Source organism: Mycobacterium sp. NGS17 (assembly GCF_059813205.1).
Genome location: NZ_JCALED010000011.1, coordinates 137,635 through 163,796, shown reverse-complemented (window position 1 = coordinate 163,796; position 26,162 = coordinate 137,635). Strand labels below are relative to the sequence as shown.

Annotated in this window: 25 protein-coding genes; 7 read left to right on the top strand and 18 right to left on the bottom strand. The window is 65.8% G+C overall.

Going from position 1 to position 26,162, the window contains the following annotated elements; genetic code table 11:
- Nucleotides 1-30 precede the first annotated feature (30 nt).
- From AC5Y7E_RS21845 to AC5Y7E_RS21830, 4 genes are read right to left on the bottom strand one after another with little or no spacing between them, the layout of a single operon-like run.
- A complete protein-coding gene (locus AC5Y7E_RS21845) occupies nt 31-1,020 on the bottom strand; it encodes an alpha/beta fold hydrolase (RefSeq protein WP_499950723.1) in 990 nt (329 codons plus the stop codon).
- A 42-nt stretch (nt 1,021-1,062) separates the two neighbouring features.
- On the bottom strand, nt 1,063-1,581 hold the full coding sequence (locus AC5Y7E_RS21840) for a lipoprotein LpqH (protein WP_499915690.1): 519 nt from the start codon (nt 1,579-1,581) through the stop codon (nt 1,063-1,065).
- A 45-nt stretch (nt 1,582-1,626) separates the two neighbouring features.
- The gene (locus AC5Y7E_RS21835; RefSeq protein WP_499950743.1) at nt 1,627-2,355 is read right to left on the bottom strand and encodes a hypothetical protein; all 729 of its coding nucleotides are present in this window, start codon (nt 2,353-2,355) and stop codon (nt 1,627-1,629) included.
- Between the two features lie 34 nt (nt 2,356-2,389).
- Nucleotides 2,390-3,172, bottom strand: a complete 783-nt coding sequence (locus tag AC5Y7E_RS21830) for an SDR family NAD(P)-dependent oxidoreductase (RefSeq protein ID WP_499950722.1) — start codon at nt 3,170-3,172, stop codon at nt 2,390-2,392.
- A 179-nt stretch (nt 3,173-3,351) separates the two neighbouring features.
- On the opposite strand from AC5Y7E_RS21830, the gene AC5Y7E_RS21825 reads away from it, so the two are divergent.
- Nucleotides 3,352-4,230: a 5'-methylthioadenosine/S-adenosylhomocysteine nucleosidase family protein gene (locus AC5Y7E_RS21825; RefSeq protein WP_499950721.1), complete on the top strand. Its 879-nt coding sequence runs from the start codon at nt 3,352-3,354 to the stop codon at nt 4,228-4,230.
- A gap of 3 nt (nt 4,231-4,233) precedes the next feature.
- On the opposite strand, the gene AC5Y7E_RS21820 is transcribed toward AC5Y7E_RS21825, so the two are convergent.
- The 6 genes from AC5Y7E_RS21820 to AC5Y7E_RS21795 form a co-directional block, all read right to left on the bottom strand.
- Nucleotides 4,234-5,088, bottom strand: coding sequence for a sulfurtransferase (locus AC5Y7E_RS21820; RefSeq protein ID WP_499950720.1), 855 nt, complete (start codon nt 5,086-5,088; stop codon nt 4,234-4,236).
- A 38-nt stretch (nt 5,089-5,126) separates the two neighbouring features.
- Nucleotides 5,127-6,272 (bottom strand): glycosyltransferase, encoded by a 1,146-nt coding sequence (locus AC5Y7E_RS21815; protein WP_499950719.1) that lies wholly within the window; start codon nt 6,270-6,272, stop codon nt 5,127-5,129.
- Nucleotides 6,273-6,361: 89 nt separating this feature from the next.
- Nucleotides 6,362-7,885: an FAD-dependent monooxygenase gene (locus tag AC5Y7E_RS21810; protein ID WP_499950718.1), complete on the bottom strand. Its 1,524-nt coding sequence runs from the start codon at nt 7,883-7,885 to the stop codon at nt 6,362-6,364.
- Nucleotides 7,878-8,510, bottom strand: a complete 633-nt coding sequence (locus tag AC5Y7E_RS21805; protein WP_499950717.1) for a TetR/AcrR family transcriptional regulator — start codon at nt 8,508-8,510, stop codon at nt 7,878-7,880. Before AC5Y7E_RS21805 ends, AC5Y7E_RS21810 begins: the two co-directional genes overlap by 8 nt.
- 170 nt (nt 8,511-8,680) lie before the next feature.
- Complete coding sequence (locus tag AC5Y7E_RS21800) at nt 8,681-9,862, bottom strand: AAA family ATPase (RefSeq protein ID WP_499915704.1); 1,182 nt, start codon at nt 9,860-9,862, stop codon at nt 8,681-8,683.
- 33 nt (nt 9,863-9,895) lie between these two features.
- Entirely contained in the window at nt 9,896-11,503 is a 1,608-nt protein-coding gene (locus tag AC5Y7E_RS21795) for a Na+/H+ antiporter (protein ID WP_499950716.1), read from the bottom strand.
- Between the two features lie 101 nt (nt 11,504-11,604).
- On the opposite strand from AC5Y7E_RS21795, the gene AC5Y7E_RS21790 reads away from it, so the two are divergent.
- Nucleotides 11,605-12,039 carry a protease inhibitor I42 family protein gene (locus AC5Y7E_RS21790; protein ID WP_499950715.1) on the top strand — a complete coding sequence of 145 codons (435 nt, stop codon included), beginning with the start codon at nt 11,605-11,607 and terminating at the stop codon, nt 12,037-12,039.
- Nucleotides 12,040-12,076: 37 nt separating this feature from the next.
- A complete protein-coding gene (locus tag AC5Y7E_RS21785) occupies nt 12,077-12,556 on the top strand; it encodes a hypothetical protein (RefSeq protein ID WP_499950714.1) in 480 nt (159 codons plus the stop codon).
- A 3-nt stretch (nt 12,557-12,559) separates the two neighbouring features.
- Here the strand turns inward: AC5Y7E_RS21785 and AC5Y7E_RS21780 are convergent, their stop codons facing one another.
- Together AC5Y7E_RS21780 and fdxA are read right to left on the bottom strand one after the other, a co-directional pair.
- Entirely contained in the window at nt 12,560-13,852 is a 1,293-nt protein-coding gene (locus AC5Y7E_RS21780; protein ID WP_499950713.1) for an alpha/beta hydrolase fold domain-containing protein, read from the bottom strand.
- 26 nt (nt 13,853-13,878) lie between these two features.
- The gene (gene fdxA / locus AC5Y7E_RS21775; protein WP_499915711.1) at nt 13,879-14,205 is read right to left on the bottom strand and encodes a ferredoxin; all 327 of its coding nucleotides are present in this window, start codon (nt 14,203-14,205) and stop codon (nt 13,879-13,881) included.
- Nucleotides 14,206-14,425: 220 nt separating this feature from the next.
- Here fdxA and AC5Y7E_RS21770 point away from each other — a divergent pair, with 220 nt between their 5' ends.
- Nucleotides 14,426-15,409 carry a LysR family transcriptional regulator gene (locus tag AC5Y7E_RS21770; protein WP_499950712.1) on the top strand — a complete coding sequence of 328 codons (984 nt, stop codon included), beginning with the start codon at nt 14,426-14,428 and terminating at the stop codon, nt 15,407-15,409.
- Here the strand turns inward: AC5Y7E_RS21770 and AC5Y7E_RS21765 are convergent.
- From AC5Y7E_RS21765 to AC5Y7E_RS21755, 3 genes are all read right to left on the bottom strand, one after another.
- Entirely contained in the window at nt 15,373-16,089 is a 717-nt protein-coding gene (locus AC5Y7E_RS21765; RefSeq protein WP_499950711.1) for a sirohydrochlorin chelatase, read from the bottom strand. The genes AC5Y7E_RS21770 and AC5Y7E_RS21765 overlap by 37 nt on opposite strands.
- Before the next feature lie 7 nt (nt 16,090-16,096).
- Nucleotides 16,097-17,764 carry a nitrite/sulfite reductase gene (locus tag AC5Y7E_RS21760; protein WP_499950710.1) on the bottom strand — a complete coding sequence of 556 codons (1,668 nt, stop codon included), beginning with the start codon at nt 17,762-17,764 and terminating at the stop codon, nt 16,097-16,099.
- Nucleotides 17,765-18,018: 254 nt separating this feature from the next.
- A complete protein-coding gene (locus AC5Y7E_RS21755; RefSeq protein WP_499950709.1) occupies nt 18,019-19,404 on the bottom strand; it encodes an FAD-binding oxidoreductase in 1,386 nt (461 codons plus the stop codon).
- 259 nt (nt 19,405-19,663) lie between these two features.
- Between AC5Y7E_RS21755 and AC5Y7E_RS21750 the strand changes: the two genes are divergently transcribed.
- Nucleotides 19,664-21,136, top strand: coding sequence for a serine/threonine-protein kinase (locus tag AC5Y7E_RS21750; RefSeq protein WP_499950708.1), 1,473 nt, complete (start codon nt 19,664-19,666; stop codon nt 21,134-21,136).
- On the opposite strand, the gene AC5Y7E_RS21745 is transcribed toward AC5Y7E_RS21750, so the two are convergent.
- On the bottom strand, nt 21,137-21,616 hold the full coding sequence (locus tag AC5Y7E_RS21745; RefSeq protein ID WP_499950707.1) for a DUF1707 domain-containing protein: 480 nt from the start codon (nt 21,614-21,616) through the stop codon (nt 21,137-21,139). It abuts the gene before it with no gap.
- 69 nt (nt 21,617-21,685) lie between these two features.
- Between AC5Y7E_RS21745 and AC5Y7E_RS21740 the strand changes: the two genes are divergently transcribed.
- Entirely contained in the window at nt 21,686-22,288 is a 603-nt protein-coding gene (locus AC5Y7E_RS21740; RefSeq protein WP_499950742.1) for a TetR/AcrR family transcriptional regulator, read from the top strand.
- A 4-nt stretch (nt 22,289-22,292) separates the two neighbouring features.
- On the opposite strand, the gene AC5Y7E_RS21735 is transcribed toward AC5Y7E_RS21740, so the two are convergent.
- Entirely contained in the window at nt 22,293-23,561 is a 1,269-nt protein-coding gene (locus tag AC5Y7E_RS21735; RefSeq protein ID WP_499950706.1) for a cytochrome P450, read from the bottom strand.
- Nucleotides 23,562-23,709: 148 nt separating this feature from the next.
- Here AC5Y7E_RS21735 and AC5Y7E_RS21730 point away from each other — a divergent pair, with 148 nt between their 5' ends.
- Complete coding sequence (locus tag AC5Y7E_RS21730; RefSeq protein WP_499950705.1) at nt 23,710-24,162, top strand: VOC family protein; 453 nt, start codon at nt 23,710-23,712, stop codon at nt 24,160-24,162.
- 140 nt (nt 24,163-24,302) lie between these two features.
- Here AC5Y7E_RS21730 and AC5Y7E_RS21725 read toward each other — a convergent pair whose 3' ends face one another.
- A complete protein-coding gene (locus tag AC5Y7E_RS21725; RefSeq protein WP_499950704.1) occupies nt 24,303-26,129 on the bottom strand; it encodes an AIPR family protein in 1,827 nt (608 codons plus the stop codon).
- Nucleotides 26,130-26,162 lie beyond the last annotated feature (33 nt).

Sequence of the window (26,162 nt, the reverse complement as noted above, 5' to 3'; positions counted from 1 at the left end):
AACGTGAAGCTAACTTCACACTGGGCGAAGCTAATGCGCGCTGTGGTCCACCAACACCGCGCCGTCGGGCCGATTTCCCAGGGTCTGCAACGGAATATCCCCACCCTGGGCGGTGAGACGCACGATCTGGGCTAGTTGTTCGGGGGCGTCGCACTGCAGGTAATGGTCGGCGCCGGGCAGCATCCAGTAGCGGTTGCGACCCGGCTTGTTCTTCAGATACGTCTGCCAGACGTGGTTGGGGACCCGCAACGGTGAAACGTTGTCGTGCACGCCCCACACCACCGTAGTGTTGACCTCACTCGTGGAAAGCGCTTCCAGCCAACCGGTTTCGTCGGCGGCGCGCTCGTGCAGATATTGAATGGTGTCGGGCAGCACGCGGATTCCGTCGTTGTGGGCGAAGCACTTGGCCAGCGCGGCGATCTCCGGGTCTTCCAGCGTGCGCCGCGGCATGAACGTGCTTGCGCCCATGCCCGCCGCCAGCATCTCGGGCGTCGTGGCCGCCGCGGTGGCCCGCGCGGTCGCGGGGTCAAGCAGCGCGGTCTGGAACGCGGTGAGGTTGGACAGCGGGAGGTAGATGTTGGCATTAGTCAAGATCAAATCGACGGGCGCCGACAGTGAATCCGGTGCGGCCAGCATGCCCGCCGCGATCATGCCGACGCTGCTGCCGCGGTCGTGGGTGAGCATGCGGTATTCGGCGAGCCCCCACACCTGGGTGATCGCATAGATCAGCAGGCGCGCGTCGTCGTAGAGCGAGTACACATAGGGCTCGGGTGGTTTGTCGGAGAGTCCGTAGCCGGGGAAGTCCAGCAGGTAGATGTCGAAGTCGGCGCTCAGTTCACCGGCCAGCGCGAAGTAGTCGATGCTGCTGGTGGGAAAGCCGTGCACCAAGACCAATGCGGGCGCCCCGGGGGTGCCGCACCGGCGACTGAAGACCGTGACCTCCTGGCCGCCGTTGGCCGCGGTTGTCGAGCGCCAACGAAGCTCGCCGCCGCCGTCTTGCCACTGCGCGAAGATGTCCAAGCTGCCAGCATCGCAGAGGGGGTCGCGACAGACAACACGTGCCTATGGGCACGCCACGTGAATCCCAAAAGTGACTTCTCGCAAACCACTTTGGCCGGGCGTGGTCGCCTGACCAGTCCCGGTCACCGTGTAGCCCTTGCCGACCTTGGTGGCTTGGACCTGAGTGGGCGATTTGGTTCCCTGGTAAGGCAATTGGTATTGGCCGTTGTCCAGCTTGAGCGAAATACCGAACGCGTCGACGCTGGGCGGCTGCTCGTCGGAGATGGCCAGCGAAACCGAGGCGTTATCGTCGTGCACGCTGATTCGGGTGGTGAGGTCGCCGGATTCGGGCGGCGACGCGCTCGGTTGTGCCGCAGAGCGGCTGCAGTCCACCGCGGCGATGATCGTGTGCCTGTTTCCATCGATCATGACGGTTGTGCTTGCCAACGGCGGTCCTGAGCTCGGGGCGGCGGCCGGGTGATCACCCTTGCTGGAACAGGCCAGCAGGCCCGCCCCAACCGCCACCAGGCCGAGTGTGGCCGCCGAGCGAGCGACCCATCGCTGTTTGTTCAGATGCGCCATACCTGTCCTCCGCTAGACGGTCATGAGGACTATAAAGCCTGTCTGTTACGGCCAGGCTTCCCAACTGATCATGCTGCGCAGCGGGCCGGCGAATACGGGGCGCATCGCCGTTGAACGCCAACGCTCTTCGATGAGGGGGGCCAGCGCACCGATGGTGGTCAGCGGATCCTCGTCGAGGTAGACGACGGTGATGTACTGGTGATCGGTGCGCCAGCCCCGGGGGAGGTGGCTCCATCCGGCGCTGGAGCCGAAGGTCCACGCGCCGGCCGTGCCGGGTGTCGCAAGCAGGGCAGGGTAGTGCTCGCCGTGCAACCACTGCAGCCAGTCGTCCGGCCGGCCGTCCGTGGGCTCTTCGACGATCAGCACGATGCCGCGGTGCGGCCGAAACGGCACCACTTCGGGCGACACCAAGGCGTGTGGCGAGGATTGCCACTGCAGCAGGCGCAGGCCGGCCACTTGCAGCGACGGTCGCACAGTTGGGAAGCGACCGTTGTCGCGCAGTGTGCGCCCGAGGGTGACGAAGTCGTCGAAGGTCTGCTCGACGGGATCGCCGACCAGGTAGTGCACCGCGTTGCCGATGTCGCCTAGCGATCCATTGGACGCCAGGCGGTGGTCTGGATAGTCGCCGTCGGCGATCCAGCGCAACCCGTGCACGATGCCCGGCAGCTGGTATTGCTCGGGCAGGTGATCCAGCAGGTGCCAGCGTAGGTAACTGCCGTCGTCGTCATCGGGCGGCGTGCCCGTGAGGCTGAATATGCCTGCCCTGACGCGGATCACGTGCCACCGCCGACGAGGGAACGGTATCCGCTCATCCCTGCATGTACCCCCCGGCATCGACGGGGATCGATTGGCCTGTGATGGTGCGGCTTTCGTCGCTGGCGAGGAACAGCGCCAGGTTGGCGATGTCCTCGGGCGAGGAAATATCTTGCAGTGCAACGCCCTTGAGTTGCCTGGCGCGAACGGTTTCGGCGTCGACTCCTTGCTCGTTCGCGATGCGTTGCACCCAGTTGCGCCACAGTTCGGTGTCGATGGCACCGGGCACAATGCAATTGCACCGGATGCCGTGCGGGCCGACCTCGAGGGCCACGGCCTTGGTGAAGGCCCGCAGCGATGCCTTGGCGGTGACGTAGTGCGTTTTGCGGACCATGCCGGCATAGCTGACCGTGGAGGAGAAATTCAAGATGACGCCGCGGCGGCGCTGCAGCATCGACTGGTTGAGAACCTCACGGGTACACAGCATCGCGGCGGTGACGTCGATGGCGATGGTGGCGTTCCAGTTGTCCAGCGTCTGTTCCCAGACCCAGCGGTCCTGACCGGGGGCGGCGGCGTTGTTGCACAAGATGTCGACGTGACCGAACTCGTCGACCGCCCGCGCCACCATGGCCGCGACGTCGTCCTCATCGGTCACGTCAGCGCGCATCGCGATGGCGCCGGGGCCGGCCGCGCGCGCGGCGGCCTCGACCAGCTCCGCGCGCCGTGCGGCCAGCAATACCCTGGCGCCTTCCCGGACGAACACCGAGCCCAGTACCGGTCCCAGGCCGGTGCTGGCGCCGGTGATGATCGCGACCTTGCTGTCGAGGCGTCCGGTCATGACGCAGTCACCTTGCCGGCGGGCATGTTTCGAGCCACGCGTGGATCCGTTCGGCGACGGCCGGCCGTCCAGGGTCGAGCATCATGTCATCTTAGGGAAGATCTGTGTCGCGGTGCCATAGGCGGTCCCATCCGCGTGAACCCTTCCAGGTCATCCTTGTCGTGGCGTTTACTGTGTCGGTGGGTGGCGGAACGAATCGCGGCGAACGGCGCACGCTGGTCTTGTCCGCCTTTCCGGCCGAAACCGACGCGGTGCTGTCACACACTACGCTCGATCCCGATCCGGTGGTCGTCGCTGACCGTCGGCGCTTTTACCTTGGCTCGATAGCCGGCACGAAGGTGATCGTGGCGATGACCGGTATCGGTCTGAGCAACGCCACCGACACCACCGAGGCCGCCTTCGGCCGCTTCCCCACTGGGTCCGCCATGACGATTGGCGCAGCGGTCTTTTCGGGCGTCGCCGGCGGGGGCGGCCGCACCAGGATCGCGGATGTGGCGGTACCGGCGCGGTGGACATTGGACGGCGGCAAGACATTTCATTCGGTCGATCCCGGGATGCTCGCCACGGCCGAGAAGCTTTCCGTCGCATTGGACAGCGTCGCCGGGCGCATCAAACTGCGGCACCGGCCGCGAGTGTTCGCCGGCGGCGACGGATGCAGCTATGACAACAACAACGGTGTGGCCTTCCCGTGCATCCCGCACGGCGGCAGCGTTTTTGGCTGCGAGCCCCGCAGTGCACCCGGCCGTTCCTTTCTATATTCCGGCAACTTCTTCCGGGCGGCGGCCCCCTGGCTGAGAAGCGGCCTGGTCAGCAACCTCAATATCGTGTCGACGGCAGATCCGGCCTTCGACGCGACGGATATGGAGACCGCGGCCGCGCAGGCCGTCGTCGACACGCATGGTGTCCCGTTCGTCGGCATCCGGGGCATCACGGACGGACCTGGCGATCCGCTTCACCTGCCCGGCTTTCCGTTCCAGTTCTTCTGCTACAAGCGGATTGCGGCGGCGAACGCCGCCCGGGTAACCGCGGCTTTCCTGCAGAGTTGGACCGGCCGCTGACCGCTACTCGGCACCGCGTTGCACCGGATGGGCGGGATCCGAGCTCCATTCCGACCACGATCCCGGATACAACGCGGCCTCGCGTCCCATCGCGGCGAGTGCGGCGATCGCGACCGTGGCGGTGACGCCCGAGCCGCAGTAGGCCGCCACCGCATCGTGACGCTCGATCGCGCGATCGGACAACAGTTGTGCCAGCGAGTCGTCGTCGAGGAAGGTGCCGTCGGCCGCCAGCACCGAGCCGCTGGGTAGATTCTTCGCGCCGGGAATATGGCCGGCGACGGGATCGAGAGGCTCGACGTCGCCGCGGTAGCGTTCCGGTGCGCGCGCATCGAGCAGCGTCACAGTGTCTTCGCCGATGCGCTCGGCCGTCAGCGTGCGCCGGCTCCCCGCATACAGATCGTGGTGCGGCACAGTCACATTCCCGGGCGGCGGATCGACCGGTCCGGTCTCGAGATGTAGTCCGGCCGATCGCCACGCGGCCAAGCCGCCGTCCAGAATGCGCACGTTGTGCAGCCCGGCCGCGGTCAGCACCCACCACGCTCGTGCTGAACCGGCGCGATTCCAGTCGTCGTACGCCACGACCAATGCGTCCTGCCGGATTCCCCAGCGCCGCGCGGCAGTCTGCACGTCGCGTCCCGACGGCAACGGATGACGGCCCCTGCCGGAGATCGCATGGTCGCTGAGGTCATCGTCGAGTGAGACGTACACGGCGCCGGGAATGTGCCCGCCCAGGTAGGCCGGCCGCCCGTCAGGAGCATCGATCCTCCATCGCACGTCCAGGACGGTCACCGGGTCACCGGCCCGAATGACGTCCGCCAACTCGGCGGCGGTGATCAACACCTGATCGCGTGCTCGCACCGGATCCTCCTTGCGGTCTGCTGCGAGCCTAGTGACCGTTACGCCGTCTGCTCGGAAGTGCCGCGCGGGTCGTTGAAGGCCGGTGCGCCCAAGGACGCCAGCATGCCGGTCGCGGCCCGGTGCCAGGTGAAGTCCTCTGCGCGGCGTCGCGCCGCAACGCGACGCTGTCGCTCCGGCCGATTGACGATGGCGCTGACCGCTTTTGCGATGGCGGCCGGGTCGTTGTCGGCCGACGCGCCACTGTCCGGGGTGATGATCTCGTGGAGCGCCGACGTGCGTGAGACCACGGCCGGGGTTCCGCATGCCAGCGATTCCAGCGCGGCCAGCCCAAAAGTCTCGTGCGGCCCCGGCGCCAGGGTTACGTCGGCCGTCGCCAGCAGCTGCGCGACCGTGTTGCGGTCGGAGACGAAGCCGGTGAAGTCGATCGGTAGTCGCGCGGCCTGTCGCTCCAGCCGGGACCGCAATGGACCCTCGCCGACGACCACCAGTCGCGCGTCGACACCGGCGTGCAAAAGCTTGCCCAGCGCGTCGATGCTGCGATCGACACGCTTTTCCACCGACAGCCGCCCGCAATGGACCAACAGCAGCTGCGTCGGCGCGGCCCACCGCTCGCGCACCAGATACGAGTGGTGGCGCGGATGAAACGTCTGCAGGTCCACGCCAAGCGGAACCGTGACGGTGTTGTCGGCTCCGATCCGGTCGAATTCCTCGCGAGCGAAAGCCGTGGTGCACACGACGGTGTCGTAGTTCGCGGCGGTGCGCGCATTGGCCACGTCGGCGAACTTCCGCGCGGCCCTACGCGGAAGAACCTGCCCGACAAGGCGATCCAAGCGTTCATGGGAGATCATCACCGTCGTGGCGCCGAAGTCGCGGCCCCACCGCCCCAGCGATCGCAAGGTGAGGCGATCCGAAACCTCCAACGCGTCGGGTCGCAGCGCGGCCAGCAGCGCCTTGACCGGGCCCGGCAGCACAGCACGGTAGCCGCCGGTCAAGGGAATCAGGCGGGCCGGCAGGGTGATTCGCACGACGCCGGTGTACAGCTGGGCGCGCTCAGCGCGCTGGCCGGGAACGATCAAGAAGACTTCGTGCCCGGCGGCGCAGTATTCCGCACCCAGCCGGTCGATCGCGGTGCGGAGGCCGCCGGAGCGCGGGCCATAGAAATTGGCGACCTGTACAACGCGCATAACGTGAGGACACGCGGTGCGCGTGTGCGCTCACCAATGCCGAACCGACGCGGGCCTGAACTCTGTGTGAACTTCGCTTCGGTGCGCCGTTATCCCATCGTCTGCGGCCCGAACCAGCGCTGAAGCGCCGCCCGCAGGCCCGTTTCCTGGGTCGGGCCGAATTCGTCGGCTGCCCAGGCGACGTAGCCGTCGGGGCGAATCAGCAGGGCCGCGGCGGGCCCGTCGGCCATGCCCGCGCTGACGGCGTCGACCCGATCGGCCCAGCCACGCGCCGTATCCGCGAAGCCGCCGCCGAGGTCGAGCAGAACCGCGCGGCCATCGTGGAGCAGCTCGGCGACCCGTCGACCGTCATCGAGCGTCAGCTCAGGCACCAGCCAGCCCGACAGCGGGTGGTCGTCGCCCACGTCATAGCGCACGTCGGCACCCGCCAGCAGCGCCGCCAGGTGCGTTTGTGCGTCGGCGAACGTGAGGAGTTCGCCCAGCAGCGTTCGCAATGCGGCGACCTCGGGGCCCGGCGCCATGAGGGCGATCTGTGCCAGCGAGTGCATCATGACCCGCCGGCCCGCCGGGTAACGCTCCGACTGGTAGGTGTCGAGCAATCCGGGCGGGGCAGCGCCATTGACCTCGGCCGCCAGCTTCCAGCCCAGGTTCATGGTGTCTTGCATCCCCAGATTCAAGCCCGGGCCGCCCAACGGGCTGTGCACGTGCGCGGCGTCACCGAGCAGCAAGACCCGGCCATCGCGGTAGCGCTCGGCGTGTCGGGTGTTCTGCCCGTTGATGCGGCGAAGGGCATGCGGCCCAGTGCCTTTCGGCTCCTCGAACGGGATGTCGACGCCGAGGATGCGCCGCGCGCTGTCGCGGAGTTCGGTCAGAGTCATCGGAACGTCGGGGACCGGAGGCCCGAACTCGAGCGTCCCGAGCAGCGACCGGCCCGGCTCGAATTCCGCGTAGATGATCCCGCCCCGGTCAAAGCGGCTGTGGCCGAAAGGAAGCAGTCCGAATCCCGGAATCTCGATACGGCTGTAGGGTCGGTGGAGCTCGTCGGGGATATGCACGTGAGCCAGTCGGGCGACCATCGGCGATGTGAAGCCGGGAAAGTCGATGCCGAGCATCTTGCGGACCAGGCTGCGGCCGCCGTCGGCGCCGACGGCATAGCCGGCGGCAATGGTGTACTCGCGCTCGGGCGACGAGACCGTCAGCGCAACCGATTCCGGGTTCGGTTCGATGCCGACGAGTCCATGGCCCCAGCGCAGATCAACCCCGAGGTCGCGGGCTCGCTTCTCCAGCAGCCGCACCAGCCGGGGCTGCTGCATGGCCAGCACATACATCGGGTTGTCGGTCACCTCCGAGAAGTCCAGCCCCATGGCCGCGAAAATCCATCCAGGGTTCGGGTGTGGAGGCGCCTCGTCACCGGTGAAGGTTTGATATAGCCCACGCATGTCGAGCTGTCGGATGACCTGTCCCACAAGGCCGTTGGCTTTCGGCTCGGAGCTGGGCCCGGTCAGGACGTCGAGTACGACCGGCCTGATTCCGGTCAGCGCCAGCTCGCACGAAAGCAGCAGCCCGTTGGGCCCGGCGCCGGCGATGACCACGTCGACGTGTTCGTCAGCCATGGCGTGCCTTCTTTCTGGGGGGTTCGGGTAGCCCAGCGCTGACGGTCGCGAACCCCTCGCGGATCAGTGCGGTGATGGCCACCGGCGGATCGGCCCGCACATACGCGTCGGCGGCGGCGTCGCCGACGGCGCGTACGACGGACATCACCAATCGTGGGTACAGGTCGCGGTCGGGGTCGGTCCCGGTGCGTTCGGCGATCACCTGAAGTAACTCGTCGAACAGGTTGTGTGGCAGCGAGTTCCGTACTTGCGGGTGCATGACCAGCTTTCGGACCTCGACAAGCTCTTGGCGGCTGGGAGCACGGTTCTCGTCTCCGTACACGTCGCCGAAGTCCGTTTCCAAGGGTTCCAGCACCGCGTGGGTGAGGGCCGTCCACAACGGTTCGTCGGCGGGGCGCTGTCGCAGCACCGCAATGCTGCGCCGCACACGCTCGGCTTGCCGGTAGGCGAGCGCTTCGTACTTGCCGCTGAAGTAGTTGTTGAACGTGCGCAGTGAGACGCCGGCCATGTTCGCGACGTCTTCGCGCGTCACGTTTTCCAGGCCGCGTTCGAATGCCAGTCGCAATGCGGCATCACTGAGCGCGCGCCGGGTGTCGGCCTTCTTGCGCTCACGGAGCCCGGTCATGGCGACCAACGTACGCCAAAGTTGCCTAGTGGGCAATATTGCCTGGCGGGCAATTCTTTGTTTGAGTGTGCGTTCAGTTGAGCGTGCAGCTACGGCGGCGACACGCCGGTGCGGGCCCGCCCAGGATGCACAATCGACGCGCCAGCGGAGACGACACGACCCCGGCGTGACTAGCGCGTGCCCCAGTCCCAGCGGGGCGTCGTCAACAAGGTCTGGCCGCTGATAAGTGTTTCGCCCCAGTCCTTGTACAGCTCGATCTCGATGGCCTCGCCGTCGGAGCGCTCGCTCAGCGGAACGGTATCCAAAAAGTCGAGCAGCGACCGGGAATGCGTGACCACCACGACTTGCGTCGTGGCGGCGGTGGTGCGGATCAGCGACGCCAGCGGCGCGACCAGGTCGGGGTGCAGCGAGGTCTCCGGTTCGTTGAGCACCATCAGCGAGGGCGGTTGCGGGCTCAGCAGGGCGGCGGCCCAGAGCAGGAAACGCAATGTGCCGTCGGATAATTCGGCTGAACGCAACGCGCGAAGCATGCCGCGCTGTCGCAACTGGAGGTCGAACAACCCGTCGTGGATGGCGACCGAGACGGTGGCGCCGTCGAATGCTTCGGCGACGGCGCGGTTGAGGTCGTCGAACCCCGACTCGAGGATCGTCTGGACCGCCGCCGCCAGGTCGCTACCGTCGTCGGAGAGCACCGGGGTGCGGGTGCCCACCTGCGGGTGCCGCGCGGGCGCCCCCGCGTCGACCCGGAAGCCGTCGTAGAACCGCCAGCCGCGCAACCGTTCTCGCACGGCCGCGAGCTCGGGAAGCGCATGCGGGTGGGCGTATTCGGCGAGCACGCTGTGGTACGACGGCAGCGATCGCGACAATTCGTCGAACCCGCTGCCGGAATCCGCGCTGGCCTCGGCGAAGACTCGCGACCGGCGCACCAGCGTCGTACTGGGCCGCAGCACCGGCCCGGCGAACAACACTTCCCGCTTGATCTCCGGATCGCGGGCGAACACCGACTTCCCGGCCGACTGCGGGATGCCCAGGTCCACGAGATAGCCGAAATCGTCTGCGGCGAAGCCCAATTCGAGTGATACGGGCCGGGTGCGCACGGTGCCCTCGGCCTTCCCGGAGCGTCGGGCGCCGGCCAGCTGCTCGGGGCCGGCCCACAGCACCGATTTCAGCCCACCCTCGCGCGCCAGTGACCCGATGACCTCGCCGCGGCCGCAGTCGGCCAGCAGGCGCAAGGCGCGATACAGCGAGGATTTGCCGGCGCCGTTGGCGCCGGTGATCACCGATAGCCGGCCCAGTGGCAGGATCACCTCGCGCAGCGAGCGATAGCCACGGATCGCGACGGTGTGCAGCATGGGGCCGACTGTACGGTCGGCCACCGACGGGGCCTATTCGTCTTCTTCGTCGTCGTCGGCAGCGGCGGCGAGCAGCTGCACTTCCTCGAGGTCCATCTCGTTCTGCAATTCGCGCAGCACGATGTCGTCGATGAGGTTCTGGTTGCGCAGCGAGGTGATTTCCCGGCGCTTGTGTTCGAGCACGCCAAGCCGCACGCGCCGGACCTTTTCCCGGCCCTTGAGTATGCGGGAGTTTGGTTCACCGTTCTCGGTGGCCAGCACCAGCGCCGCCTTCTCCTCATACTCCTTTTGCAACCGCCGCCTCAGGTCGTCGCCGATGCCGACTTCGTCGGCGACCGTGGGCAGCGCGGCGAGGGCGGCTTGCGATCCCCGACATCGAGCCAGATGCAGTTCCTCGGCGTGGGTCGCGTCTTCAGGCATGTTCGCCCACCGCACCACGGCGGGCAGCGTGCTGCCCTGGACCAGGACGGTCACCAGGATGACGACGGTCACGATGAAGATCAGCAGGCTGCGGTCGGGGAAGGGCGCACCACTCAGCGTTGTCATCGGCACGGCAACCGCCGCCGCCAGCGACACGGCCCCTCGGAATCCGGCCCAGACGGTGACGAAGCGCTGGCGCCAGTTGACCCGGCGTTCGCGTTGCACCTGGCGGCGGTCGATGAGCCGGATCAGCAGCGTGGTGATTTCGCCCCAGAAGATGCGCGACACGATGACCACGCCGGTGATCACCAGCGCCACGAACAGGGCGTGCCGAACCCCGCCGTCGACGCCGACGATGCCGCGCAGCGCTCCCGGGATCTGAACACCGACGAACACCCACAGCGAGCCGTTGAGCAGGAAGGTCGCGATGTCCCAAAAGGCAAAGGACTGCAGCCGCGAACGGGCCCGGATCACCAATGGGCTGGCGTATGCGAGGACCAGGGCTGACACCATCACCGCGACCACGCCGCTGCATTCCATCGACTGAGCCAGCAGGAAGGCCGCGAACGGCGTCACCAGGCTCAACGCCCCTTCCTCCTGGGGGGCGTCGATTCGCTTGCGCAGCATGGTCACCGCGCCACCGACGAGCAGACCGGCGGCGATTCCGCCGAGGTAGGAAACGATGAACCGTACGGTCACCTCAGGCGGGGTGATGGCGGACCCACCGATCGCGACGTTGACGCTGACGGCGAACAGCACCAGGGCGGTGCCGTCGTTGATGAGACTCTCGGCCTTCAGCACGGTCAGCGATCGGCGCGGCAGCTTCTTCGCAAGACCGGCCACCGCGGCCGCGTCAGTGGGCGACAGGACCGCGCCCAGGACGCCGGCGGCGTGCGGATTCATGCCCAGCGCTCGCGCCGTCCACGACACCGCCACCGCCGTGGCGATCACCAGGACGACGCTGAGGAACACGATGATGCGTGCGTTGGCCCGGATCTCGCGGAAGCTCGTGTTGAGGCCCTCCCAGTAGAGGATCGCGGGAAGGAACAGCAACAGCACGATCTCGCCGTTGACCTTGATGTGCGCGAAATGGGGGATGAGCCCCAGCAGGACGCCGAGGAAGATGAGCAACACCGGGGGGCCGACGCGATAGCGCCTGCCGATGACCGTCCCGACGATGACGGTGGACACCAGGGCGACGATCAGTTCGAGGCCAAACACCAGCCCATCCTGCCGGACGCGGCGACGGGCGGCGTCGTCGCCTATCTTCGGTCTGGGTCAGACCTATTAGGCTCCGGGGCGGGAAATCGAAGGGGGATTCGGTGAGGGTCAGGCTGCTGGCAACAGTCGCCGTGCTGATGTTGTCGACCGTGGTGGGCTGCCACTTCGCCTCCAGAAACCCGCCGTCGACCAAAACGCTCCAGGTCCCCATGAACGATGTGCTGACGCAGAGTGAGATCAAGCAGAGCGTCACCCTGTCGGTCGGCAACACCCTGGTGGTGGAGTTGGGCTCGAACTACACCACCCCGTATCGGTGGACGCCCGACACGACCATCGGCGATGCGTCCGTCATCAAGCAACTCGGCCACCAGTTCGTCCAGCCGACCTCTGACGCGCTGGGGGCGCCGGGCAACGAGGAGTGGACGTTCGCCGCTTTGAAGCCGGGAAGCACCACCGTCAGCACCTCGTATACGAGCTTCGTGGGCAAGGACGCCAAACCGGCGTGCACCTACACGCTGACCGTGACGGTGCAATAAGCCTGCGCGATGCCAGCCGCGAGGCTACGGTTCGGACGTGTTCGGATTCCTTCGCAATCTGTCCCAGATCGGCCAGTTGCCCGCGGCGCTGCGTGCGGAACTCGACGCCGAAGGGATCATTTTCAGCGCCGGCCGGGCGGGGGTGGTCCGCCACTTCAGCGGCCATGTGCCCGGGGTGTATTCGGCCTCCGGCGTCTCGCGGTATACGGGTGGGTTCGCGTTCAGCGCCGCCCGAATCGTCGCCACCTTTCCCGCGCGCGGCGACGCCAACCTGCGGTCCATCGACTGCCCGTGGGACACCGACTTCGGGCCGGGCCGGGCCACCATCACCGGCAAGGGACTCGGCATTGACATCGACCTTCATGGAGTCGACGCCGCGTTCAGCGGCTCGATGAAGCTCAACTACAAGAAGAGGATTCCCGACGAGGTGCTGCAAGCACTACCCAGGACGACGTTGCGGTTTCCGGTGGAACCGCTGTTCGTGTACCGCGCCGCGGGGGTGCGTCCGAAGTCCTAGCGGTTACGACACCTCGGGGGCCGCAACGACATCGGCCCGCAGGTGCGCTGCGTAGATCTCGGCGAGGAATTGCTCGATGGCAACCGCGGTGTGTGCGGCGCGGACCGAGCCGAAGATGTCGAAAGCGTGTTGGGTGAGCGGTAATTCGGCGTACACCACCGGCTGCGCGCTGACCTGCCGGAGTCGCTCGACGAACGTGCGGGCTTGCTCGACGTAGGCCAGCGAGTCATTGGTGCCGTGCAGGACGAAGAACGGGGGAGCGTCGGCGCGTACGTGGTTGACCGGTGACGCGGCCTCGAACGTCTGCAGGTGTGTGGAGGGCTTCTGCTTGATGATCGACTTGATCAGCATCGCCGGCATCATCGGGTGCAGCGTCTTGTCGAACCGGGTGAAGTCGTAGATGCCGTACAGCGGAACCGCCGCCTGCACCCGGGTGTCGGCGTCCTCGAATCCCGGCTGAAACTGCGCGTCGTTCTGCGTCAGCGCGGCGAGCGCCGTCAGGTGGCCGCCGGCCGAACCGCCGGTGACGACGACGAAGTCGGGGTCGCCGCCGTATTCGGCGATGTGGTCTTTGACCCAGGCGAGGGCGCGCTTGACGTCGACGATGTGGTCGGGCCAGGTGTTGCGCGGGCTGTGCCGGTAGTTGGCCGCGACGCAGACCCAACCCAGCTCGGCGAGGTGGCTCATCAACGGATGAGCTTGTCCGCGTTTGTTTCCCGTCGTCCAGGCGCCACCGGGGATCTGGAAGAGCACCGGCGCCTTGCCGGCCGGGTCGAGGTCCGGCCGTCGCCAGATGTCCAGGTGGTTGGCGCTGCCGTATTCGCCGTAGCTGATGTCGGAGTCGTGGGCGTAGTCGCGGTAGATCCGCAGCATGCGCACCAGCCCCGGGGTCTTGGCGGTGCCACCGCCGGATGGCCGCCGCCACAGGCCGCCCGACTCCGTGAGCCGGTCGGCCCCCAATCCGCTGTCCAAGGCCTCGGTCAACGGCACATTGGCCCGATGGCCCGCGCGGCTGAGGTTCAGCAGGCCCAGCGCGGAGAGACCGGCGACGATCCACGCGGCTATTCGCACGGGCTTGGTCAGGCGGCGACCGGTCAACGCCAGTCCACCGAGCTGGGTCAGCAGCGTTTGCAGTGGCAATTCGGTGACGACGAGCCCGAACATCCACGAAAACAGCGAGGGGTATCCGCCGCGGGCCAACGGCCGGTAGGCGTTGATGGTGGACGCCGCGGTCGTGGTGGTGACCGCCAACGACCCGGTTTGGCGGAGGACGTGGACGATTCGGGCTATCCGCATTGCCTCACCTTACGAAACGGGTGCGGCTACGACGCCTCTGCTCTGCTCTCCAGCTCCTTGATCGGGGCCGGGTCGTTCTCGGTCAGCCCGACCTTCGCCGCGCCGCCGGGCGAGCCGAGCTCGGTGAAGAAATCGGCGTTGAGCTGCAGGTATTGGCTGTGCTCGTCGGGCAGGTCGTCTTCGTAGAAGATGGACTCGACCGGGCAGACCGGCTCACAGGCACCGCAGTCGACGCACTCGTCGGGGTGGATGTAGAGCATCCGGGCGCCCTCGTAAATGCAGTCGACGGGGCATTCCTCGATGCACGCCTTGTCTTTGATGTCGACACAGGGTTCGGCGATCACGTAGGCCACGAGTGATGTCCTTCCTTCTGGCTAGCGGGGTCAGCCGGTTGCGAGCAGTCAAATGCGGTCTGGCTGGCTAATTTAGCGCGACGGCGCCCGCGGGGGCTACCAGCCGGCACGCGTCATGCGCCCGATTGTTCCGGCTCGGGCGGGGGCGTGAATAGAGGCTCCGCGTTGTGGTGTCACAAGCTATAGTTGTGTCACACCATTTGATTGTGAGCCGCCGCCCATGCCGCTGAGCCCTCGGTTGCCCGACCTCGCCTCGTTCGAGGCGTTTTTGGCGATCGCCGAGACCGGCAGCCTGGGCCGGGCCGCTCGCGAGCTCGGGCTGACCCAGCAAGCGATCTCCCGACGGCTTGCCGCGATGGAGGCCCAGATCGGCGTCACCCTGGCCGTGCGGACGACGCGGGGCTCGCAACTGACGCCCGCGGGCCTGATCGTCGCGGACTGGGCGACCCGCCTGCTCGAGGTCGCGGGCGAGGTCGATGCGGGCCTGGGTTCGCTGCGCAAGGAAGGCCGCGAACGCATCAGGGTGGCGGCCAGTCAGACGATCTCCGAACAACTCATGCCGCACTGGCTGCTGTCGCTGCAGACCGAGGCGACGCGGCGCGGCGAGACAGCGCCCCAGGTGATTTTGACCGCCACCAACAGTGACCACGCCATCGCCGCGGTCCGCGATGGGAGCGCCGACTTGGGATTCGTCGAAAACCCCGGTACGCCAAAGGGTTTGGGAAGCTGCGTGGTGGGTGAGGACGAGCTGGTGATCGTGGTTGCGCCCGACCACAAGTGGGCGCGACGGGGGCGGGTGGTGACCGCGCGCGAGCTCGCGCAGACGCCGCTGGTCGCCCGCGAACTGCATTCGGGCATCCGCGATTCGCTGACGGCCGCGTTGCGCAAGGTGCTTGGCGAAGACATGGAACAGGCCGCACCCGTGCTGGAATTGACCTCCGCGGCGGCCATGCGCGCCGCAGTGCTCGTGGGCGCGGGACCGGCGACCATGAGCCGGCTGGCCGTCGCCGACGACCTGGCCGACGGTCGCCTGCACGCGGTCAACATCCCGAAGTTGGACCTACGCCGCAAGTTTCGGGCCATCTGGATCGGCGGGCGTACCCCGCCGCCGGGAGCGATCCGCGACCTGCTCAGCCACATCCTCAGCCGCGCGGCGGCGTCGAAGGCTCAGGCCGCGGCGTCCTCGGCCAGCGCCTCGTCGTAGCGGTCGAGCACGGTCTCGGCCACCAGCCGGTGAGCGCCCAGCGGCGCCGCCATCGGAATGCCGTTGTCGCGGGCGAAGTTTGACACCCCATCGGTGATGAGGCCCGGCGCCAAGAACCACGGCGCGATGACGAGCCGGCGCGCGCCGCGGCGGCGCAGCTGATCGGCGGCCCGGGCCACCGACGCCTCGGGCCGGGTGGCGAACGCCGTTGTGGCCCCGGCCCATTGGGTGCCAACGGCCAGCCTGGCCGCCACCTTCGAAGTGCGGGCGTTCGCGGCGAGGTTCGACGAACCGATCGCGACGACCATCACCCCGAGGTCGTCGTCGAGTTCCGAAACCCCAACCTCGGTAAGGCGCTCGCGCAGCACCGCGATCAGCCGCTCGTCTTCACCGAGCACGTCGGCCTGCCGGACGCCGTGGGCGCCGGCGTCGGCGATCTGCTTGGGGATGTCCAGGCGCGCGTGATACGCGCTGGCCAGCAGCAAGGGCGCGACCACAGCGCGGCGGCTGTCCGGCAACCCCGCTAGCACATCGGCGAAGCTCGGCGTGTTGAGCTCGAGGAACGCCAGCCGCACGTCCAGGTCGGGCCGCATCTTGGTTAGGCGGGCGGCCACAGCTTCGGCGTTGGCGCCCGACCGGGGGTCGCGGCTGCCGTGTGCGGTGAGTACGAGTGTGTTCATCGCGGCCTCAGCGCAATTCGTCCTCGTGGGCGCGCAGCGCCCACGAGGCGAAGGTCTCGCCGTCCTGGCGACCGTCGAGATACTTGCGTGTCACCCGGTCGATGTAGTCGCCGAGTTCGGCGCTGGTGACCTTGTGCTGCCGCAGTTTTCGGCCGAAGCCGCTCTGCTCGCCCAGGCCGCCGCCGAGGTGCACCTGGAAACCCTCGACCGAGTTGCCCTCGCCGTCGTCGATCCACTGGCCCTTGAACCCGATGTCGGCCACCTGGATTCGGGCGCACGAGTTGGGGCATCCGTTGAGATGCACGCTGATCGGCAGGTTGAGCCTGGAATCGACGTCGGCCAGGCGCTGTTCCAGCTCGGGCACCAAAGTCTGTGCCCGGACCCGGGTTTCGGCGAACGACAGCTTGCAGTACTCGATTCCGGTGCACGCCATGGTGTTCTTGCGCCACGACGACGGCCGCGACGGCAGGCCGAGCGCTTCCAGCCCCGCGACCAGTTCGTCGACCTTGTCGTCGGCGACGTCGAGGATGACCAGCTTCTGAAACGGGGTCCACCGCGCGCGGTCGGAGCCGGCTTTCTCCATCAGGTCGGCCACGGCCGACAGGGTGCTGCCGGTTACGCGCCCGACGATCGGCGCGACGCCGACGGCGTTCAGCCCGTTCTTGATCCGCTGCACCCCTACGTGGTCGATGGTCTGCTTGACCAGCGCGGGCGCAGGTCCATCGATCAGCCGGCGGTTCAGGTACTCGGTCTCCAGGACGTCGCGGAATTTCTCCACGCCCCAATCCTTGACCAGGAACTTCAGCCGGGCCTTGGCGCGCAGCCGGCGGTAGCCGTAGTCGCGGAACAGCTGGGTGACGCCCTCCCAGACGTCGGCGACCTCGTCCAGCGGGACCCACACGCCCAGCCGCTGGGCGAGCATCGGGTTGGTGGACAGTCCGCCGCCCACCCACAGGTCCAGGCCGGGGCCACGTTCGGGGTGGTTGACGCCGACGAACGCGACGTCATGCGTCTCGTGGGAGACGTCCTGCAGGCCCGAGACCGCCGTCTTGTACTTGCGCGGCAGGTTCGCGTACTCGGGGTTGTTCAGCGAGCGCCGCACGATCTCGTCGATCGCGGGTGACGCGTCGAGAATTTCGTCGAGCGAGTCGCCGGCCAGCGGCGAGCCGTGGATGCCGCGGGGGCAGTCACCGCACGCCTCGGTGGTCTGCAGGCCCACCGATTCGAGCCGCCGCCAGATCTCGGGCACGTCCTCGATTCGAACCCAGTGCAGTTGCAGGTTCTCCCGGTCGCTGATGTCGGCGGTGTCGCGGGCGAATTCGGTCGAGATCTGCCCCAGCGTGCGCATGGTGTGCGCGGTCATCGCCTTGCCGTCGGAGCGGACCCGCATCATGAAGTACTTGGCTTCGATCTTGTCGGTGTTCTCGTCGCCGGTCCAGCTGCCGTCGTAGCCCTGCTCACGCTGCGTGTAGAGGCCCATCCAGCGGAACCGCCCGCGCAGGTCATCCTTGGCGATACTGTCGAAGCCCTGCTTCGAGTAGACGTTGATGATGCGCTCGCGCACGTTGAGCGGGGCGTCGTCGGTTTTGAACTGCTCGGCGTGGTTGAGCGGTTCGCGATCGCCCAGCGCCCACTGACCGTCGTTGCGGGTCTTGACGGGACGTGCGGTGGTCATGTGGCGTTCTCGTTCCTTAGGGCGGATCTGGCCTCAGATCGGGCCGATGCGCGGCCGCGGGGCGGGCTGTCGGGCCACGGCATCGCGATGATGTGGGTCTGTAGGCACCCGCAAGTTCGTCGTTGGACCCACGGGTCGCGATTTCCATGGTGCACCACCTACCGCGGCGTCAGTAGAGGTCATCTGTTGTGAAGGCACAACTGGGCGTTGTGTGCGCTGCTTCACTGTGTGCGCCGGGGCTCGGTCCAGTGGAATTACGGGTCGCCCGCAGCGAACGCGACGTCGGGGTTGAGGATGCCCGCGGGGTCAAAGCTCGCCTTGATGCGGCGCATCAGGTCGACCTTGACCGGGTCCTCGAGCTCGACGAAATACGCGGCCTTGGCGCGGCCCAGGCCGTGCTCGCCGGAGATCGCGCCGCCCAATTCCATTGCCAGCGCGAAGATGTCGGTCAGCAGCTTCTTCCGGATGTCCGAGTCCGGGCAGAAGATGGCCAGGTGCACGTTGCCGTCACCGGCGTGCCCGCAGCCCGCCGCCGCACCACCGGCCGCCGCCGCCAGACCGCGCGCGCCGGAAAGGAACTTCGGCATCGCGCCGCGCGGCACCACGGCGTCGATGAGGTCGTCGGCGTTGAGCGCCTTGAGCGTCCAGAACGCCTTCTCGCGCGCCTCGATGAGCTTGCGCGCCGAGCCGCCCTCGAGCACATAGGCGTCCACCGCACCGAGTTCGGCGAGCAGTTCACCGGTCTTCTCGACGTCTTCGTCCAGCCGGTCCGCCGTCCGATTCTCAAGTGCCACAACCAGATACGCTTGGCAGCTGTCGCGGATGTTATCCGGCACGCCCAGCTCGAGATTCTGCGTATGGACCAGCGCCGCCATCGTCACGTTGTCGACGTATTCCAGGATGTAGGGCGCCAGGCCGCTGGCGAGGATCTTGGGCACCGCCTCCATCACCTGGTCGAAGTCGGCGAAGGGGGCGAGCACGGTGGCGCTGTGGTCAAGCCGCGGATGGAGCTTGACGGTCACCTCGGTGGCCAGGGCCAGGGTGCCTTCGGAGCCGACGATCAGCTGAGTCAGGTCGTAGCCGGTGGAGACCTTCGCGATCTTGCCGCCGGTGCGGATCAGTTCGCCGGTGGGCAGCGCGGCCTGCAGGCCGAGCACGTTGTGGCGGGCGATGCCGTACTTGACCGCGCGCATGCCGCCGGCGTTGGTGCCGACGTTGCCGCCGACGCTGGACGACAGCTCGCCCGGATGGACCATGTACCGCAGCCCGGTGCCGGCGGTCGCGTCGTCGAGTTCGGTGAGCGTCACCCCGGGTTGGACGACGGCGACCTGGTTGGTGACGTCGACCTCCAGCACGGCGTTCATGCGCTCGAAGGAGATCAGCAGCCCGTCCGCGCGGGGGATCGCCGCGCCCGACAGGCCGGTGCCCGAGCCGCGAGCCGTCACCGGCACGTGGTTTTCCGTGGCGACCTCGAGGAGTAGAGCGACTTCCTCGGCGGCCGCGGGCTTGGCCAGGTATGCCGGCTTTTGCGGCGGCTTGGTCAGCACCTCGTCGTGCGAATAGTCCTCGGAAATTGCGTCGCCCGTCAGCAGGTTGTGCTCGCCGACGATCTCCGCGAACTGCGCCGTCATGTCGGTCATCGAAGGCCTCACCTACTTACGTGCCGGACGATGACTCACTGTATCGGGGGTGCGGCTCGCGATTGTGGACTGCGTGGACGTGCAGCTGCCGCTAGGGTGGGGCAGGCGCAGTTTCGCGCAGTGGTGTTGATTCCGGCCGGCGAACAATAGCGGCTACCAGCGGCGTCTCAGAGTAGTGACACGCGTGAGGCTGCGCACGTTAGGTCGACGCCCGATTCGGGAACCCGCGGGCTGGACTGTCTTGAGAAAGGATTGCGCAGTGACCTCCTCGTCCCGCGGTTCGCGGCTCGGTACCCGGTTCGGGCCGTACGAGCTGCGCTCACTGATCGGCGCCGGGGCAACGGGCGAGGTCTACCGCGCGTACGACACGGTCAAGGACCGGATGGTCGCGCTCAAGCTATTGCGTGGCGAGACGGCCGCGGACCCTGGCTTCCAGCAATGCCTTTGGCGCGAGTGCCGAAAGGTGGCACGGCTGCAGGAGCCGCATGTCCTGCCGCTGCATGACTTCGGCGAGATCGACGGCGTCCCCTTCATCGACATGCAGTTGGTCGACGACGGCGGCAGCCTCAAGGATCTGCTGCGCGAACAGGGCGGGCTGGAACCGTCGCGTGCGGCATCGATCACCGCGCAGGTGGCGCGCGCGCTGGACGCCGCGCATGCCGGTGGTCTGGTGCACCTCGACGTCAAGCCCGAGAACATCCTGCTCACCCATGACCACTTCACTTACCTCGCGGACTTCGGCATCGCCCAGGCCGTGGGCGACGACAAGATTTCGCGGACCTACATGGCGCCCGAGCGATTCACCACCGGACGCGTCGGGCCGCAGACCGATGTGTACTCGTTGGCGTGCGTGCTCTACGAATGCCTCACCGGCCAACCGCCGTTCGAGAGCGAGGACGCGGGGGAGCTGAAGCGCGCGCACATGTTGGCGCCCGCGCCCCGGCCCAGCATCATGCGCCGCGGCGTCGGCCGGGAGTACGACGACATCATCACCCGGGGCATGGCGAAGCAGGGCGGTGCGCGTTTCGCGTCCGCGGGTGAACTCGCCCAAGCCGCCAGCGAGGCGGTGTTCGCGGCGTACGAACCGGTGGGTGCCGCGACGAGGGGACCCTTAAAGACGCGTCCGTTACCCACCCTCTCGTTCGGCGAGCTCGACGAGCCCGCGGACAGCCTTCCCGAGCCGCCTGCCGCGTCAAGGCCCTCGTGGCGTTGGCCGGCGATCGGTCGCATGCCGGTCGTGGTTGCTGCGGTGGCGGCGGTCGTGTTGATCGCCGGGCTGGTGCTGTCGGTGAATCTTGTTGCTGGAACTCATCACAACGGTTCTGCTTCCGCGCCGTCGTCTGCACAGGCGGCACCCCCGGCCCCGACGGCCTCGCCGGCTCCGCTGACGCCGACACTGTCGCGTCCGGTGAAGGGCGCCGACGGCTTAGGGTTCGTGGGCGAGACGGCGCGATGCGATCCGGGCAACCCGCCGGCCGCCGTGGTGAGAACCGCCAAGTCGCTGGCGGTGGTGTGTAAAAACCTCAGCGGCACTTACTACTATCGCGGCGAGCGGATTCGCGACGGCGCCCACATCGAGCTCTCGAATGCCGAGCGGGCCGAGGACGGGTTCGATGTCACCAATCCGGTCGACGGGGTCGTCTACGAGGTCCGCCCGAACCGTCTGCGGATCATCAGCTACGGCCATGTGGATTCGTCGGAACCCGTGCTGCAGTTCGCTACGGCGACGTAATCACCAAGGCCGCAACGTCTCTCGACCGTTTATGGCCGGAAGCATTGGTAGCCAATGCCTTTGCTTGGTGCCCGGTGTCGATAGAGCGTGGCTGACGAGTCCGATGCCTGCGCCGAGGATGGGCCAGATCGGCCAGAAGTAGGTCGCGTCGGTCGTCAGCGCGACCGCTGCCCAGACGGTGAGCACGATGGCGCACATGGCGAGGTACGCGTACAGATGTGCGCGCACGCCGCGGCGAGCCGCGGCGATGCGAGCGGCACGCCGGCGGGGATCCTGACGGCGGATGCGATCGACCGGCAGGCCCGCGGTGAGTTCGCGCAGTGCTTCGGTCGTGTGCGTCTGGAACGCCGATTGCAGCCGCTGGTCGTACTCGTCCACCTGCAGGTAGCCCTGGGCAAGCGCCTGACCGAGTAGGTCAGCCGTCTTCTCCCGATCGCGGGTGCCGGCGAGCGTGGCTGTGGTTTCAAGCGGATTGGACATTTCGTCTCCCGGGTCGCCGATGTGAATTGTATTAACATAGACGACAATGTTAATATCGTCAACATGTCAGTGAAGGGTTCGGCCGTCAGGCGACGCCAGAGCTATCACCACGGTGATCTCAAACGCGCGCTGACCAGCGCCGCGCTCTCGCTGGTGGCCGAGAAGGGGCCGAAAGGGTTCACCCTCACGGAGGCGGCCCGGCGCGCCGGCGTCAGCGCTGCGGCCCCTTACCGGCATTTCGCCGACAAGGCCGAGCTGCTGGCCGCCGTCGCCGAACAGGGATTTCGCGAATTGCACGCTGCTTTGGGTGCCGCTGCCGAGCGCGTGTCGGATCCGAGGGAGAGGGTCGTCGAGCTCGGCCGGGCTTATGTGCAGTGGGCGATTGCGCATCCCGACCACTATCAGGTGATGTTCGGCGCGGAGTCGCTGAAGGCCGAGCAGCCGGGCCTGGCGGTCGCCGGTGAGCAGGCGTTCGGCGACCTGCTCGACGCGATCGTCAAGTGTCAGGAGGCGGGGATCGTCGAGGATCGGAATCCTCTGGGGGTGGCCGCACCGCTCTGGTCGCTGGTGCACGGCATCGCGTCGTTGGCCATCGGTGGCCAACTCGGGGCCGTCGGGATTGTCTCAGCGCCCGATGACATCATCGCAGGCGTTGTGGCTCAAGCGCTTTGAGCGATCACCAGGGTCGTTCCGTTTCCCGGCTGGTCCCCGGTGTGAAGGTAACCGGAAGGTTGCCCAGACCGGTCATGCTCGGGTTGCCCAGGTATTGATGGACGTTCTCGACGTCGACCTGGTAGTCCGGGATGCGGTCGAGGACGGCCTTGACCAGCACGGCGGACATCAGCCGGGCCAGGTGCGAGCCGATGCAGCGGTGCGGGCCGAGCCCGAACGCGACGTGGCGGTTGGGTGCGCGATCGAGAATGACCACGTCGGGCCGGTCGAACTCGCTTTCGTCGTGATTGGCGGACAGCCAGCTGATGACGACTTTGTCGTTCTTGCGGAGGCGTTGGCCGGCGAGGACGACGTCGTGAGTGACTGTGCGGCTGAGGGTTTGGTTGACGGAGAAGTAGCGCAGGAATTCGTCGGTGGCGGTGCGATAGAGCTCCGGGTGGTCGATGAGCTGCTGTCTGATGTCCGGATGGGTGCCCAAGTGTCTGAGCGTGAGCGCGGTTTGGGAGGTGGTGGTGTCGACGCCGCCGCCGATGAGGTTCCACAGGATGTTGAGCAGCTGCTCGTCGGTGAGGCGGTGGCCGTCGAACTCGAACTGAATGAGGAAGCTGGTCAAGTCTTCTCGGGCGTCGGCCCGTCGGTTGGCCGCGAACTCGAGGACTTCTTCCATCATGGCGGGCACTTTGGCGATCGCGCTGGCGTACTCGTCGCTGTCCTGGGGGACGGCCATGACGGAGTGAAAGAGGTTGGCGTACAGGTGCCAGTTGTCGTAGGGCAGACCCATCAACTTCATGGTGAGGATGGCCGGGACCGGGCTGGCGTAGTCGAGCACCAGGTCCATGTGGCCTTTTGCTATTCGTTGGTCGAGGAACCAGTGGGCGGATTGCTCCATGAAAGGCTTGAGCTTCTCGACGGCGCCGGGGGAGAAGAACGGCGCCAGCGCGTGGCGTAGCGCTTGGTGGTAGGGGCCGTCGACCTCGCCGATGCCCAGGGCCGGCTGGCCGTCGGGACGGGGGACGCCCATCTCGCCTTGATAGTCGACACCGTCTGCGGCGTTGGGCTCGTATTTGTGGGCGAAAGTGTCTCCGTTGCGGGCGGTTTGGCTCACGGCGTCGTAGCTGCTGAGGAACCAGAACCCGCCGTAGTTCTCGTTCCACGCCACGGGACATCGCTGCCGCAGGTCGGCGTTGACGGCCAGCTCGTTGAGATTGAACGCATCGGAATGATGGTCGAAGTCAACGATCGCGTCGGCGCTGACGTTCGGACGTGTGGCCATCGAAAAGCCCTCCAACGGAAGGTGATCTGCTTATTTGGCGGTGCGCTTATTATCTTTGCATTATTACGCGTTTAGGCTGCGTGGTGGAAGCGGTCTGCAGGTCGGTCGACACCGCCGCTTGGGCCCGATTTGGTGCGGAAAGGTTGTCATGACGAGCCATCGGACGGTCTTCAATCACGTTGGGTTATGCGTGCGCGACCGCGAGCGATCGCGCCGCTTCTACGAGGGCTTGCTCGGGTTTCAGTTCTGGTGGGAGCTTGACCCGCCCGACAGCCCGACTTCCCGGTTGGTGGGCCTGCCCGAGCCGCTCGGTGTGCATGCGACCTACTTGGTGCGGGATGGGTTTGTGCTCGAGCTGATGGACTACTCGAAGCGTCAGGTTCACGCCGGCTCGGAGCGGGTGATGGATCAGATCGGCCTGACGCACATCTCGTTCTCGGTGTCCGACCTTCCCGCCGTGTTGGGTCGGGTGGCGGATTTTGGGGGGTCGGTGGTCGATGGGACCGTGGGCCAGGCGATGGCGATGATTCGAGATCCGGACGGGCAGTTGTTGGAGTTGCTGTCGGAGGGGTGGTTGGCGGCATTGCCGGCGCGCGTCTAAAAGTTCGTTCGTTGTAGGCGACGTCAGCTATCGCTTCAACCGCTAGGCGCCGGCTAGACGGTGTGGCCGCGGATGTAGTTTTTACCTGTTGTTGGGCCGAACTTCGTCCGCGAGCACGGGCATGCCGAGATGCCGAATGCTCAGAGCACCGATTCTGAAAGGACCTCTTCCTGGACGGCGTCCCTCAAACGCAGCCATGCCTCGTCGTCGCGGGCCAAGTTGTATTCAGGTTGGACAGATTTACCTTTGCGATTCTTGTATTCAATTCGAAGAGTTTGGCGGGCCTTGGCGATCACCGGATCTACGTTCTGGGAGAAAGTAGCAGCGGATGCGGTAAGCGTAGCATAGTCCTTGAAAGTACTCGACTTGATCGATTCCAGACCTGCCCCGACAAGAGCAGTAACATAACGAGCGAGCCGATACAGATACTTTGCCTCGTCTAAGTCTTTGGTCTTTTCCTCTTGCTTCAGTTTCTTGCCGATGCCTTGAATGCGATCGTGGATCGCAATCGCTGCGGCCGCCCGTAACAACTCCTCTTCAGGCCAGAAAGTCTGTAGTTTTCCGTCCACACCGAAAGCCTCGCTATACCGGCCATCGCGGTCGAAGAAGGTCGCTGGTTCTTTATAGCTGATGACCGGCCCATATAAAAAAGCATGCCTTATGCCAGCCAGTTGCTCGATTTTCAGACCGCGACCCGTGGCCCCTTTCGGCTTGTGGCCGGACTTATGTACGTAGTACAGGTTCGGGATTGCTCCATGGCCGGCAACCTTCGTCAAGTTGTCTCGCAGCCAAATTTGGATTTGGTCATTGGCAAAGAAGTCAGCAACCTTAACAGGGTTTTGTGTATTATTGTAGCGGATCACATTATCTGTAAACGACCCACCGTACTTCTCGGTAGTCTCAGTTAGTCGGAATAGGACATAGACATCGGGGTTCTGGTGCTTGCGCGCTGCCTTAACCAAAGCGCTAATAGTCTGGGCGCCATTGATGATCTGAAGCCGCTGGGCAGTTACGACATTCTGATTTAACTCATAGCCACCACAAACTGCTGAAACACCATTGTTATAGTAAAGAAAGTTCATGCCTTCGTCGACTGACGCAGCGGTATCGACAATCTTCGGATTTACCTTCTTGCTTGTCAGCGGCAAACGAATATTTAGGTTAAATAGCGAAAGGCCGACACCTTTTTGATTATAAAGGTTGACTAACTCATTCGCTTTGATTACGCCTACGATAGTCTTGTACGGATCCTTGAGTTCGATAAATTTGCCTTCCTGTAGATGCAAGGAGACTTCGTCGACGAGGCCGCCACGTGTCGCGCTCGCTAATTCCTCTTCCCGCTTCGCTAGTTCGGCCGCGCCCATGAGTTCACACGTGATGCTGCGATCTTGTTGAAGATAAACCTCATTTTTTGCCTCGACGAGCTTTTGCAGCTTAATCTTGTTGCCAACGCTGACATTCGTGACAAACCGAAGTACTACTTCCCAGCCCTCGTCAACTTTTGTTGAAAAATTGGCAATCAGATCTTGAATCTGGTCACCGCCGGTTTCTGCATATTCGTGATGTATGATCACATCGGGAACATCGAAGAATGCTGCTACCTTGTCTTCATCGAGATCTTTCGAACGCCATGCTGCTTGAATGAGCTGGATTCTTTTCCCGATTTCGTCTTCGAGGACGACATCGATTTTCAGATCGTTGCTTCTGCAAATGTAGTCGGATAGATCCGCCTCCGAGGTGAGCTCACTCTCAAGGATGGCGTCGAAGCCCTCTTCTTGCGCAAATAAATGTGCAGCGTAACCTTCCAGGCCGCGCTCAAATGCTTCGGCGGGATACTTATATTTCTGCGCGTAAAAGGCGCAAAATTTTCTTAGGTCGGCGTCCGCCTTAACTGCCACTGTTCCGCACTCCTTGCGTTCAATCTGAGACCCCCGCCGCCCATGTGCCGCCGAGGGGTCGCCAGCCAAGATCAACATATTAGGCCCATCGAGATATCAGGC